Genomic DNA, 12,548 nt, shown 5'->3' on the forward strand with positions numbered 1-12,548 from the left:
CATTCATGGGGGTGCCTCGATTCGTGGGGGTCGCCCGATCATTGCCCCGGCTACCCGAAGTCGGTCGCCAGAACGCAGGATCGAGCGCTAGCCTCGCCTCCTGATGCAGGATCTCGCCGATGCCGACCTGGCTCTGATCCATGCGCTGCAGATCGCGCCGCGGGCGCCCTGGGCGCTGCTCGGGGCGGTGCTCGGGGCCGACCCGGTGACCGTCGCGCGGCGCTGGCAGCGACTGTCCGCCGCCGGTGAAGCCTGGATCACCGGGTACGGGTCGGCCGCGCTGATGCGCCGCACCAGCCTGGCGCTCGTCGCGGTGTCCTGCCTGCCCGGCCGGCTGCCCGAGATCACCGCGCAGATCCTGGACGACCCGCACGCCGTCACGGTGGAGCACACCACCGGCAGCTGCGACCTGCTTCTCACGGTGTGGACGACCGGGCTCGCCGACCTGTCCGACTACCTGGTCGGCCGGTTGTCCCGGCTGCCCGGCATCACCGCCACCCGCACCACCATGGTCACCGACGTGTACGCGGAGGGCTCCAGCTGGCGCGTCGGCGTGCTCGACGCCGCGGATCGGGACCGGCTTCGCCGGGCGGCGCTGACCCGGGCGAGCGGCCTGGGTGAGCTGCGTACCGTGGACCGGCCGCTCGCGCTCGCGCTGGGCCGGGACGGGCGGGTGCCGTACTCGGAGCTGGCCGTCGCGGCCGGCATCACCGCGGCGACCGCCCGCCGCCGGGTGGCCCGGATGCTCGACGACGGCGTGCTGACCATCCGGTGCGAGCTCGCGCGGTACGCGTCGCACCGGCCGGTGTCCGCCACGTTGTGGGCGAACGTACCGCCGGGGGAGCTCGCCGCCACGGCCGCGGCGATCGCGTCGCGCCCGGAGGTGCGGCTGTGTGCGGCGGTGGCCGGTACCCAGAACCTGATCGTCACGGTGTGGTTGTCGGCGCTGGCCGACCTGCAGCGGCTGGAGATCAGCCTGTCCGCCCGGTTCCCGGGGCTGTCGATCGCCGAGCGGGCGATCGTGCTGCGCCACCACAAGCTCATGGGCCGGGTACTCGACGAGGCTGGCCGCGCGGTCCGGGCCGTCGACATGGACATCTGGCATCCGCCCACCGGCCGCCCGCCGACCGTCGCCCGACCCTGACCGGCTCCCCGGCGCGGCCGTGCGGCGCAGAACAGGGCGGTGCGGTGGGCCCCGCGGCAACCGTTCTCGCACGCCGCCAGCATGGGCGCCGCAACCATGGACCGGACGCGCCGGCTGCGCCGCTCGCAGGACGGCGGAACCTGCCGGTCATCCCGGCCGGCGGCGGGAGGGGAGCAGCAGTACGGGCAGCAGGGCCAGCGCGGTGCCGCCGATGGTCCACCAGAACGTGGTGCCGAACGCCGCGGCGTGCCCCGCGGTACCGGGGTGACCGGCGGCGGCGTGCACCAGCACGGCGGCGAGCACGGCGGTACCGAAGGAGCCGCCGAGCTGCTGCACGATCCGGATGGCGCTGCTCGCGTGCGGCACCTCGGCGGGCCCGAGCCCGTCGAACGCGGTCGCCATCACCGCGATCGTCACGGAGGTCAGCCCGGCGCCGCGGACCACCAGGGCGGCGCCCAGCAGTACCGGGTTGGGGTGCGCGCCGGCCCGCGCGAACGGGACCGTACCGGCGACGGTGAGCGCGGCGCCGGCGAGGATGATCGGCCGCGGGCCGATCCGGTCGACGAGCCGGCCGGCGAGCCGCCGCGGCAGCAGCGAACCGATCCCCTGCGGCGCCAGCAGCAGCCCGGCCACCAGCGCCGACGCGCCGCGGATCTGCTGGTAGTACAGCGGCAGCAGCAGCATCGCGCCGAACATGGAGACGCCGGCGAGGAACATCAGCCCGGCCGCGCCGGCGAACGTGCGGTGCCGGAACAGCCGCAGGTCGATCGCCGGTTCCCGCCGGCCGCGCAGCGCGTACGCGAGGTAGCCGGCGAGCAGTGCGGTCCCGGCGACCAGCGGTACCAGCGTGCGCGGTGCGCCGAAGCCCTGCGTGCCGGCGGTGGACAGCCCGTACATCAGGGCGGCCAGCGCGGGGGACAGCAGGGCCAGCCCGGCGAGGTCCAGGTGCGTGCCGGGGCGTGCGGCGTCGTCGCGGGGCAGCGCGCGGGCCGCGAGCGCGATCGCGACCAGCACGATCGGTACGTTGACGAAGAAGACCCAGCGCCAGTTCAGGCCGGTGACGATCAGGCCGCCGAGCACCGGGCCGAGGATGGGTACGACGACGGCCGGGGTGCTGACGGTGGCCATCAGGGTGCCGAGCGGCCGGCCGCCGGCGGCGCGGACCAGCAGCGTGGTCAGCAGCGGCTGGATCAGCCCGCCGCCGAGCCCCTGGAACACCCGGAACGCGATCAGGCTGCTGACGTTCCAGGACAGGCCGGCGGCGATCGAACCGAGCAGGAACACTACGAGGGCGGCGAGCCACATCCGGCGGGCGCCGTACCGCGCGACGAGCCAGCCGGACAGCGGGATGGCGACGGCGAACGCGAGCAGGTAGCCGGCGACGATCCACTGCACGGTGGCGACCGGCGCGCCCAGTTCGCGGCCGATCCGGTCGAGGGCGACGTTGACGATCGTGGTGTCCAGCAGCGGCGCGATGCCGCCGACGATCAGTACCCAGGCGAGCCGGTGCAGCCGCCGGTCGTCGGCGACCTCCGTCGTCGTCATGCCGCCCACCTCCATAAGGAACGCACGTCTCTAATGTCGGACGATACATTCAAGGAACGGTCGTATCTAGGGGGTACCGGGGTGACGAGCGGATCACGCCGACGCGGCGCCGTGCTGGAGGACGCGATCCTCACCGCCGCCTGGGACGAGTTCGCCGAGGTCGGGTACGCGAACCTGACCATGGAGGGCGTCGCCGCCCGCGCCGGGACCGGCAAGGCGGTGATCTACCGGCGCTGGCCGAGTCGGGCGCAGCTGATGGTCGCCGCCATGCGCCGCCGGGTCGTCCCGCTCGCCGAGGACATCCCCGACACCGGCTCGCTGCGCGAGGACCTGCTCGTCGTGCTGCGCCGCGCCGCCGGCCGGTACCGGGAACTCGGGCACGACCTGATGCACGGGCTGATCGCCGAGTTCCCGCACGTGCAGAGCGAGATCTTCGAGGCGGAGCCGAGCTGGACGATGACCGTCCTGCGGCACGCCGCGGACCGCGGCGAGATCGACCTGTCCCGGATCACGCCGCGGATGGCGCGGCTGCCGATGGACCTGGTCCGGCACGAGATGGTGGTCACCCACGCCCCGGTGCCCGAATCGGCGCTGGTCGAGATCGTCGACGACCTCGTGCTCCCGCTGTTCACCCGCTGACGCCAGCCCGCAGGGCGCCGGCCGTACGGGCTGCCCGGGGGTGCGGGTGCGGCCCGCCGGCGTCCGGGACGGGTGGGTGCCAGGCCCGGCGTCGGCTCCGGAGCGCGCGACGGCGCCGGAACCGGGTGGGATGGCCCACGCGGGCATGACAGGACCGGGCGGCTAGGTTAGGCTCGCCTTATCTGTCGGCCCGGCCCGGGTCGGTCCGTGCGCTCGGGAGGATGAGTGGTCGCCGCACCCGCGCTGTCCGCCGCCGGCCTTGCGGTCGGGTACCCGCAGCGGTGCGTGCTGTCCGACGTCGGCCTGGGCCTGACCCCCGGCACCGTCACCGTGCTCGTCGGCCCGAACGGCTGCGGCAAGTCGACGCTGCTGCGCACGCTCGCCGGGCTGCAGCCGGCGCTGGCCGGTACGGTCCGGCTCGGCGCCGACGACCTGACCGCGCTGTCCCGCCGCGAGCTCGCCCGGCGGCTCGCGTTCCTGCCGCAGTCCCCGCTGGTACCGGCCGGGGTCGCGGTGCAGGACCTGGTCCGGCACGGCCGGTACGCGCATCGCGGCGCGCTGCGCCGGCACACCGCCGACGACCGAGCCGCCGTCGACTGGGCGCTGTCGGTCACGCACGCCGACGAGCTGGCCGACCGGCGCATCGACGAGCTGTCCGGCGGTGAGCGCCAGCGCGCCTGGCTGGCCACCGTACTGGCCCAGCAGGCCGGCGTGCTGCTGCTCGACGAGCCCACCACCTACCTCGACCTGCGGCACCAGCTGGAGGTGCTGGAGGTCGTCCGCGGCCTGGCCCGTGACCACGGCATCGCCTGCGGCCTGGTGCTGCACGACCTCGGCCAGGCCGCCGGATACGCCGACCACGCGGTGCTCGCCGCCGACGGTGGCGTGGTCGCCGCCGGTACCCCGGACGAGGTGTTCACCGCCGGCCACATCCGCCGCGCGTTCGAACTCGACGTCGCCGTCGTGCGCGACCCCGCGTCCGGCCACCTGGCCCTGTTCCCCCGCCTCGACCGCGGCACCGCGGACGCCACGGTGCCGGCCGAGGCGGTCGCCGGTTCGGCCTTCGACACCGACTGACCGCGACACCCATCCCGGACGATTCGACGAGGAGTGCCATGCCGACCACCTCCCACCTGCGTACGACCCGACGGACCCTCGTCGGCGCCATCGCGCTCGCGGCCGCCGGGCTGCTCGCCGCGTGCGGCGGCGGTACCGCCGGGGATGCCGCCGGTACCAACGGATCCGGGTCGAAGGCCGGCTCGATCACGGTGCACGACGTGACCGGTACGGTGACGCTGGCCAAGCCGGCGAAGCGGGTCGTGGCGCTGGAGTGGAGCTACGTGGAGGACCTGCTGACGCTCGGCGTCACGCCGGTCGGCGTGGGCGACGCCGGCACGTACGACCAGTGGGTCGGTGCGGGCAAGCGGCTGCCGAAGAGCGTCACCGACGTCGGGACCAGGGCGCAGCCGAGCCTGGAGAAGATCAAGGCGCTGGACCCCGACCTGATCGTGGTGGAGAAGAGCCGGGTCAGCGCGAACCTGGGGCAGCTCAAGGACATCGCGCCGGTCGTCGAGTTCGACGGGTACAGCCCGAACGACAAGCTGGTGCAGACCGCGAACACCAGCATGATCCAGCTCGGTACCGCGGTGGGCAGGGCGGACACGGCGAAGCAGGTCGTCGCGCAGTACCAGCAGAAGGTGGCTGCGGCCAAGAAGCAGCTCGCCGGCAAGGCGACGGACATCGCGCTGCTGCAGGGGTTCTCCGTCGACGGCCAGCCGAGCATCCGCGCCTACACCGCGCACTCCCAGGCGGTGCAGGTGCTGGAGTCGATCGGACTGACGAACGCCTGGCACGGCAAGGACTCCGACCCGTCCGGCTTCACCGCCACCGGCGTCGAGGGGCTGACCCAGGTGTCCGACGCGACCGTGCTCTACATCGCCCAGCCGTCGGACAACCCGTTCACCGGTGCGCTGGCGTCCAACGCCACCTGGAAGAACCTGGGCTTCGTCAAGCAGCACAAGCTGCACGGCATCGACCCCGGTACCTGGGTCTGGGGCGGCCCGAAGTCCAACGAGATGCTGATCGACCAGGCGCTGAGCGCGCTCGGCGCGGCGTGACCGCGGCGATCGCGACCCCGCCGGCGGTGCGCCGAGGAGTACCGTCGGCCGGCCGGTCCCGGATCGCGGTCGTCGCCGCGATCGGTGTCGTGCTGCTGGTGGCGCTCGCGATCGTCCACATCGGACAGGGCAGCGCCGGCATCGGGCTGCCCCGGCTGCTGTCGCTCGCCACCGGGCACAGCGACCCGGATGCCCTGGCCGTACTGCGTGGATCGCGGTTGCCGCGGCTGACCGCCGGCCTGGTGACCGGGCTGGCGCTGGGCCTGTCCGGGGCGCTGATCCAGGGCGCCACCCGCAACCCGCTGGCCGCACCGGACACCCTCGGCGTCAACGCCGGCGGGTACCTCGCCGTCTCGATCTGCACGCTGTCCGGCGTGCAGCTCGGCATCCTGCCGTCGGCGGCGGTGGCGTTCGCCGGCGGGCTGGTGGCGGCCGGGCTGGTGCAGCTGCTCACCGCCGGCGGGCCGGTCGCGCCCGGCCGGATGCTGCTCGCCGGTACCGCGGTCGCGATGGCCGGCAGCTCGGCGGCGACCGTGCTGCTGATCCTGCACGCGCAACGGGCCCAGGGACTCTTCTTCTGGGGCAACGGATCGCTGCTGGAGACCGGGCTGACCCGGCCGCTGCTGCTCGGCCTGATCGTGCTGCTCGCCGCCGCGGCCACGCCGCTGCTGGCCCGGCCGCTGGACCTGCTCGCGCTCGGCGACGACACCGCCGAGGCGCTGGGCCTGCGAGTGGGCCGGATCCGGCTGTCCGCGTTCGCGCTCGCGGTGGTGTTCTCCGCCGTGTCGGTGGCGCTGACCGGGCCGATCGGGTTCGTCGGGCTCGTCGCGCCGGTGGTCGTCCGGATGTTCGGGGTGCGCCGGCACGCCGCGCTGCTGCCGATCGCCGGCGTGTACGGCGCGGTCTTCGTGCTCGGCGCCGACGTGGTGGCCCGCGCGCTGCTCGCCGCGTCCGGCTCCGGCGCGTACGAGATCCCGGCCGGCGTGGTGACCGCGCTGGTCGGCGGGCCGATCTTCGTCTACCTGGCCCGCCGGGTACCGACCGGGGACGCGGACACCGGCGCCGCGGTGACCGTGTCGGCGCCGCGCAGCCGCCGCCGGTACGCGCTGATCGTGGCCGGCGGCGTCATCGCGCTGGCGCTGGCGGTACTGGCCGGGCTCGCGGTCGGCGACGTGCACCTGTCCGTCGGCAGGCTGCTCGCCGCGACGGTCGGCCAGTCCGATGCGCTGTCCAACGGGATCGTCGCGTTCCGCGCCCCGCGGATCCTCGCCGCCGCACTGGCCGGCGCCTGCCTGGCCGGTGCCGGCGTCGCGATCCAGTCGGTGGTGCGCAACCCGCTCGCCGAGCCGAGCCTGCTCGGCGTCACCGGCGGCTCCGCGATCGGCGCGGTCGCCCTGATCACCCTGGTACCGAGCGCGCCCCGGTGGGGCATCCCGGCCGCCGCGCTGGTCGGCGGGGTACTCGCGCTCGGCCTGGTGATGCTGCTCGCGACCCGCCGCCGCACCGGCGCGGCCGACCCGACCCGGGTGGTACTGGTCGGCATCGGACTGGCCGCCGCCACCGCGGCGCTGATCCAGGTGCTGTCGCTGCGCGCCCAGCTGCAGCTCGCCGCGGCTCTGACCTGGCTGGCCGGCTCCACCTACGCGCGCTCGGCGAGCGACCTGACCTGGTTCGTGCTGCCGGTACTGGCGCTCGCCGTGCTGATCGCCGCCGCCCGGGTGCTCGACCTGCTCGGCCTCGGCGACGACCTGCCCCGCGCGCTCGGGCTGCCCACCGGCCGGGCCCGGCTGGCCGTACTGCTCGGCGGCGCCGTGCTCGCCGCCGGCACCGCCGCGGTCGTCGGTACGGTCGGGTTCGTCGGCCTGATCGCCCCGCACCTGGCCCGGCGCCTGGTGGGTACCGCACACCGCCGGCTGCTGCCGGTCGCCGCGCTGCTCGGCGCGGTGCTGGTGGTCGCCGCGGACGCGCTGGGCCGGTACGTGCTGGCGCCGAACGAGATCCCGGTCGGCATCGTCACCGCGCTCGCCGGCGCGCCTTACCTGATCTGGCTCCTCCGCCGTCAGCGCCGCACCTCCTGACCGGGCCCGCTCGCTGACCGGGCCCGCTCGATCGAGGATCCTTGCTGCGCCGCGGTCGCCGGCGCGGCTGGAGCGGTCAGCGGGCCGCCGGAAGACGGACGGTGAGCGCGCGGTCGCGGCGTACCTCACAGGGATCCGGGCAGTGCCGGCCGACGGATGGGCTAGGCTAGCCTAAGTTTGCGACGGGGAGGAACGGTCGCGGAGCGGCGGGGGGAACGGGTGTCCGATCGGTGGGTGGCGCGGTGACGCTCGCGCTGACCGGCGCCCGCCTCGCGCCGCTCGCCCCCGTACTCGATGCGCTCGACACGGTCCGGGACGGTCGCGCGGAGTTCGGTATCGCGGACGACCTGCGGGCCGGCCCCGACTGGATACCGGCCGGCGCGCTCCTCGACGGCAGCGCGCTGCCCCGGCTGCTGTCCGTACCGATCACCCAGTGGGGCGCGAAGCCGCACGCCGCCGCCGCCCTCGCGTACAAGCAGTACACGTACTGGCTGGCGATGCCGGTGGTGCTGGGGTGGGCCACCGCGCGCCGGGTGCCGCTGCTGTCCGCCGACAACGTGGCGGTCCAGTTCCTCGACGACACCCCGTACTTCCGGCTCGGCATGCGGCGGCCCGCCGTCGCCGTGCTGGCCGACGATCCGGTCGCCGGCCTGCCCGGCACCGTCGTGGTCGACACCGCCGACGCACTGCTCGCACTACTGGCCGACACGCTGCGGGACCGCCACGTGGCGCCGCTGATCGAGGCCACCCGCCGGCACGTACGGATCGGCGCGCACACGCTGTGGGGGCAGCTCGCCGCGTCGGTCGGTTACGCGCTGGCCGCGGCCGAGCCGGTACTCGACGGGGCCGCCGCGGACGCGCAGGCGCTGCTGTCCGCGCTGCGGCTGACCGACCTGGCCGAGCTGTGCGACACCGGGGACTCGCTGCGGGTCCGGCGCAGCACCTGCTGCCTGGCGTTCGTCGTACCGAGCCTGGGCAACCGGCTGTGCCCCGACTGCTGCATCACCCGCTCGACGCCCTGACCCACCGTCTGGCGGCACGGGCCGCGTGACCAGCGCTGCGGGGTCAGGCGGGCTGGGGCACCGAGTGGGTCAGTTCGGCGATGCGGGCGGCGCTCTCGGCGTTGCGCGGGGTGTGCAGGACCAGGGCGACGTCGGGGCGGTCCGGTAGGTGCAGCATCCGGCCCTCGACCACCAGCTCGCCGACCCGCGGATGCAGCAGCGTCTTGACCGTCGGGTTCGGCGGCTGGACCTCCTGCCGGGACCACAGCTCGGCGAACTCGGTGCTGCGCTCGGCGAGGTCGGCCAGCACCGCGGTGTACCCGTCGTCCGGGCCGTGCAGCGTCATCTCGTGCCGGTAGTGCGCGAGGACCGTCGGCGCGACCCGCTCCCAGTGCCGGTACCGGGCCCGGTACAGCGCGTCGGTGAAGAAGTCGACCAGGCAGTTGCCGGCGATCGTGTGCTCCCAGCCGAACAGCGCCCGGGCGCTCGCGTTGGCAGCGACGAAGTTCCAGTACCGGTCGACCACGTGCGCCGGGTTCGGCAGCCAGCCGTCGAGCAACCGGGTGATGTCCGCACCGAGGGTCTGTTCGGCCGGCTCGGTCGGCAGCGGCGGGTTGAGCCCGGCCAGCACGTACAGGTGGCGGCGTTCCGGATCGGTGAGCCGCAGCACCCGGGCGACCGCGTCGAGCACCTGCCCGGACACGGTGATGTCGCGCCCCTGCTCGAGCCACTGGTACCAGGAGACGCCGACGCCGGCCAGCACCGCGACCTCCTCGCGCCGCAGCCCGGGGGTACGGCGGCGCGGGCCGGCGGGCAGCCCGGCGTCGGCGGGCGACACCGCGGCCCGGTGCGCCCGCAGGAACTCGCTCAGCTCGGTACGCCGGACGGTGGTGGTCATGGCACCAGCATAAGCAGGCTCTGGTGACAGGTTCGAAATCCGTCGAATGATTCTGGCCATGGCATCGACACTGACCACTCAGCCGGCCGCGACGGCGGCGCCGCGACTGTCCGCCCGCGCCCGGTTGGTACTGATCCTGCTGTGCGCGGCCCAGTTCGCGATCTCGATCGACTTCTCCATCCTCAACGTCGCGCTGCCCAGCCTCGGCCGTGACCTCGGTCTCGCCGAGGCGAACCTGCAGTGGGGGGTGACCGCGTTCGCGCTGCCGTCGGGCGGGTTCCTGCTGCTCGCCGGGCGGCTCGGCGACCTGGTCGGCCGGCGCCGGATGTTCCTCGTCGGGCTGTCGGTGTTCGCGGTCGCCTCGCTGGCCGCGACCCTCGCCGTCGACCCGGCGACGTTCCTCGCCGCCCGCGCCGTGCAGGGGCTCGGCGCCGCGGTCACCATCCCGACCGCGATGGCGCTGCTGACCACGACGTTCGCCGAGGGGCCGGCGCGCAACCGGGCGCTCGGCGTCTCCGGCATGGTGCTGTCGCTCGGGTTCACCCTCGGCATGCTGCTGGGCGGCGCGCTGACCTCGGCGCTCGGCTGGCGGTCCACCATGGCGCTGAACGTGGTGATGGCGCTGCCGGTACTGGTCGCCGCGCCGCTGCTGCTGACCGAGAGCCGGCGCACCGACCGGCCCCGACTGGACCTGCCCGGCGCGATCACCGTGACCGGCGGGCTGCTCGCGCTGATCTACGCGGTGTCCACCGCCGCCGAGACCTCCTGGACCCGCCCCGACGTACTGGTCACCCTGGTTGCCGCGGTCCTGCTGTTCGGCGCGTTCGTGCTGGTCGAGTCGCGGTCCGCCGAGCCGCTCGTGTCGCTCGCGGTACTGCGCCGGCGCACGGTCGCGGTCGGCAACCTGGGCGGGCTCGTCACGTTCGCCATGGCCAGCGCGCTGACCTTCCTGCTCACCCTGTACCTGCAGCAGATCCGGCAGCTGTCGCCGTTCGAGTCCGGGTTGGTGTTCGGGGTGACCGGGCTCGGCGCCGCGTCCGTGGGGCTGATCGCCTCCCGCCTGGTCGACCGGTACGGCAGCCGCACCGTCCTGATCGCCGGCCTCACCGTGCAGGGCGTCGCGACCGCGGTCCAGCTGGCGATCGGTGCGCACGGCGGTGTCTGGCTGGTCCTGGTGTTCTGCACCATCACGTTCGGCGGGCACATGGCGGCGGTCGTCTCCTACGGGATCACCGCGACGTCCGGGCTGTCCAACACCGAACAGGGGCTCGCCACCGGGCTGCTCACCACGGCGCAGCAGGTCGGCCTGACCGCGGGCATCCCGATCCTGTCCGCGCTGTACGCGGCGCACAGCGCCGGGCTACGCGCGGCCGGGGCGAGCCCGGTCGACGCGATGCTCGGCGGCATCCACCGCGGCATCCTGGTCGCCGCGCTCGTCGCCCTCGCCGCCGCCCTCGTGATCGCCGTACTGCTGCACCGCCGTACCAGCCGCTGACGGCCGGAAGCTCAGATCTTGATCACGGTGGCGCGCCGGCCGCACAAGGCGCCGATGTCCTCCGGATCGGAGGTGAGGATCGTGACCGGACCCGGCGCGGCGAGCGCGGTAGCACAGAGCATGGCGTCGATCGCGTACTTGTGGCCGTGCCAGCCGGCTTCCTTCAGCAGTGCGGCAGCGTGGTGTGCGACGGCCTCGTCGATCGGTTCGACAACGAGGCGAGACAGGGTCCAGTTCAGCTTCGCCAGGTCGATCTTGGGATGGATGACCTCCACCAGCGTTGCGGCCGAGGTCACGACGCGCAGGTCATCTTCGCGCGCCACGGTGAGCCAGCCGGTCAGGGTCCGGTCGCGCCGCACCGCCAGAGCCAGCCCTTGGCTGTCGAGGACCAGCGTTCCGGCCGGACGTGCGCCGGAGCGCCTCACGCCGCGCCGGCCGGGCTGGTGCCCTGTGCCCGCTGCGCGGCGTGCAGCTGCGCTCGGAGATCCCGCGTGTCCTTGTCGGTGATCGGGCCGTGCTCGGCCTCGGCGGCGACTATCAGCTCGTTCAGGTCGTCCCGTTCGATCTGCCGCGCCACGGCCGCGGAGACGTAAGCGGACAATCCGGCCGAGCCGCCGCGGGCCTTGGCCGCGGCCGCGATGTCTCGTGGCATCGTGATCGAGTACTTGCCGGTCGCCTCGCTCATGCCATGATCCTACCAGCTATCCTACCGGCTGGTCTTTCGTCAGAGCTGGTCTTTCATCAGATTCTGTGCTGGCGAACGTCACGAATCGGGGAGTCGATATCCGCACCCTCACGTACTACGTCGCCGTGACGCTCGACGGGTTCATCGCCGGCCCGGACGGCGCCGACCCGACCGGCCCGGGCGGATTCTGGCCGGTCACCGGGTCCGACATCGCCTACCTGGCGGCGAACTACCCGGAGACGCTGCCCGGCCCCGCCCGGCAGACGCTGTCGGTCACCGCCGAGGGCGAGCACTTCGACACCGTGCTGGAGGGCCGGCGCAGCTACCAGCTGGGGCTCGACGCGGGTCTGACCGATGCGTACCCGCACCTGCGGCACGTGGTGTTCTCCCGGACCCTGACCGGGAGCCCGGACCCCGGCGTCGATCTCGTCGGCACCGACCCGGTGGCGTACGTGCGGGAGCTGAAGCGCCAGCCCGGCAAGGGCATCTGGCTGATCGGCGGCGCCGAGCTCGCCGCCGCGCTGCGGCCCGAGATCGACCGCCTGATCATCAAGCGGGCGCCGATCACGATCGGTGCCGGCATCCCGCTGTTCGCCGGCCCGTTCGCGGTCGACACCTACCGCCCGGTGAACACCGACGTGCTCGACTCCGGCGTGGTCGTCGCCACCTACGAGCGCCGCGCCGGTACCAGCGGCGCCGAGCCGGGCGTCGCATCGGACGCCACCACCGGCCCGGCCATCGACCGCGAGTCCACGACACCCGAGCATCCGGACGCCGAACCGTCCGCCGGTCGCGGGTCCGCGACACCCCGGCATCCGGACGCCGACCGCCCGCCGTGATGGAGAAGTCCGGGATGCGCCGCCGCACCAGCGACGACCGGCTGCACCACTACGAGCTCGTGTCGCGTGACCGCCGCCGGGTCCGCCTAGTTCCGCTATGCAAAACT

General features: G+C 74.1%; 12 protein-coding genes. 8 read left to right on the plus strand and 4 right to left on the minus strand.

All coding sequences use genetic code 11. From position 1 onward, the window contains the following. The first annotated feature begins 103 nt into the window (after positions 1-103). Positions 104-1,144 (plus strand): Lrp/AsnC family transcriptional regulator, encoded by a 1,041-nt coding sequence (locus Asera_RS07545; protein ID WP_035297510.1) that lies wholly within the window; start codon positions 104-106, stop codon positions 1,142-1,144. Positions 1,145-1,291: 147 nt separating this feature from the next. Here Asera_RS07545 and Asera_RS07550 read toward each other — a convergent pair whose 3' ends face one another. Further along, positions 1,292-2,689, minus strand: a complete 1,398-nt coding sequence (locus Asera_RS07550; protein WP_030447696.1) for an MDR family MFS transporter — start codon at positions 2,687-2,689, stop codon at positions 1,292-1,294. A gap of 81 nt (positions 2,690-2,770) precedes the next feature. On the opposite strand from Asera_RS07550, the gene Asera_RS07555 reads away from it, so the two are divergent. The 5 genes from Asera_RS07555 (at position 2,771) to Asera_RS07575 (ending at position 8,545) form a co-directional block, all read left to right on the plus strand. Continuing rightward, on the plus strand, positions 2,771-3,328 hold the full coding sequence (locus Asera_RS07555; RefSeq protein ID WP_030447697.1) for a TetR/AcrR family transcriptional regulator: 558 nt from the start codon (positions 2,771-2,773) through the stop codon (positions 3,326-3,328). Positions 3,329-3,553: 225 nt separating this feature from the next. Next, positions 3,554-4,405 (plus strand): ABC transporter ATP-binding protein, encoded by an 852-nt coding sequence (locus tag Asera_RS07560; RefSeq protein ID WP_084132104.1) that lies wholly within the window; start codon positions 3,554-3,556, stop codon positions 4,403-4,405. Positions 4,406-4,443: 38 nt separating this feature from the next. Then, entirely contained in the window at positions 4,444-5,445 is a 1,002-nt protein-coding gene (locus Asera_RS07565; protein WP_030447699.1) for an ABC transporter substrate-binding protein, read from the plus strand. A 26-nt stretch (positions 5,446-5,471) separates the two neighbouring features. Next, a complete protein-coding gene (locus tag Asera_RS07570; RefSeq protein WP_169745875.1) occupies positions 5,472-7,523 on the plus strand; it encodes an iron ABC transporter permease in 2,052 nt (683 codons plus the stop codon). A gap of 242 nt (positions 7,524-7,765) precedes the next feature. After that, a complete protein-coding gene (locus tag Asera_RS07575) occupies positions 7,766-8,545 on the plus strand; it encodes an IucA/IucC family C-terminal-domain containing protein (RefSeq protein WP_157034970.1) in 780 nt (259 codons plus the stop codon). 43 nt (positions 8,546-8,588) lie between these two features. On the opposite strand, the gene Asera_RS07580 is transcribed toward Asera_RS07575, so the two are convergent. Beyond that, positions 8,589-9,422 (minus strand): helix-turn-helix transcriptional regulator, encoded by an 834-nt coding sequence (locus tag Asera_RS07580; protein WP_030447702.1) that lies wholly within the window; start codon positions 9,420-9,422, stop codon positions 8,589-8,591. Positions 9,423-9,480: 58 nt separating this feature from the next. On the opposite strand from Asera_RS07580, the gene Asera_RS07585 reads away from it, so the two are divergent. Then, complete coding sequence (locus tag Asera_RS07585) at positions 9,481-10,917, plus strand: MFS transporter (protein WP_035297514.1); 1,437 nt, start codon at positions 9,481-9,483, stop codon at positions 10,915-10,917. A gap of 11 nt (positions 10,918-10,928) precedes the next feature. Here the strand turns inward: Asera_RS07585 and Asera_RS07590 are convergent, their stop codons facing one another. Beyond that, entirely contained in the window at positions 10,929-11,276 is a 348-nt protein-coding gene (locus Asera_RS07590) for a PIN domain-containing protein (RefSeq protein ID WP_211255663.1), read from the minus strand. Between the two features lie 62 nt (positions 11,277-11,338). After that, entirely contained in the window at positions 11,339-11,602 is a 264-nt protein-coding gene (locus Asera_RS07595) for a hypothetical protein (RefSeq protein WP_030447705.1), read from the minus strand. Positions 11,603-11,667: 65 nt separating this feature from the next. Between Asera_RS07595 and Asera_RS07600 the strand changes: the two genes are divergently transcribed. After that, on the plus strand, positions 11,668-12,441 hold the full coding sequence (locus Asera_RS07600; protein WP_280529711.1) for a dihydrofolate reductase family protein: 774 nt from the start codon (positions 11,668-11,670) through the stop codon (positions 12,439-12,441). Positions 12,442-12,548 lie beyond the last annotated feature (107 nt).

It is taken from the genome of Actinocatenispora sera, from assembly GCF_018324685.1.
GTDB lineage: Bacteria > Actinomycetota > Actinomycetes > Mycobacteriales > Micromonosporaceae > Actinocatenispora > Actinocatenispora sera.

Excerpts from the sequence above, each read along its gene's own strand:
- Asera_RS07545 (WP_035297510.1), top strand. The coding sequence starts at position 104 with ATGCAGGATCTCGCCGATGCCGACCTGGCTCTGATCCATGCGCTGCAG.
- Asera_RS07585 (WP_035297514.1), top strand. The coding sequence starts at position 9,481 with ATGGCATCGACACTGACCACTCAGCCGGCCGCGACGGCGGCGCCGCGA.
- Asera_RS07595 (WP_030447705.1), bottom strand. The coding sequence starts at position 11,602 with ATGAGCGAGGCGACCGGCAAGTACTCGATCACGATGCCACGAGACATC.
- Asera_RS07550 (WP_030447696.1), bottom strand. The coding sequence starts at position 2,689 with ATGACGACGACGGAGGTCGCCGACGACCGGCGGCTGCACCGGCTCGCC.
- Asera_RS07565 (WP_030447699.1), top strand. The coding sequence starts at position 4,444 with ATGCCGACCACCTCCCACCTGCGTACGACCCGACGGACCCTCGTCGGC.
- Asera_RS07580 (WP_030447702.1), bottom strand. The coding sequence starts at position 9,422 with ATGACCACCACCGTCCGGCGTACCGAGCTGAGCGAGTTCCTGCGGGCG.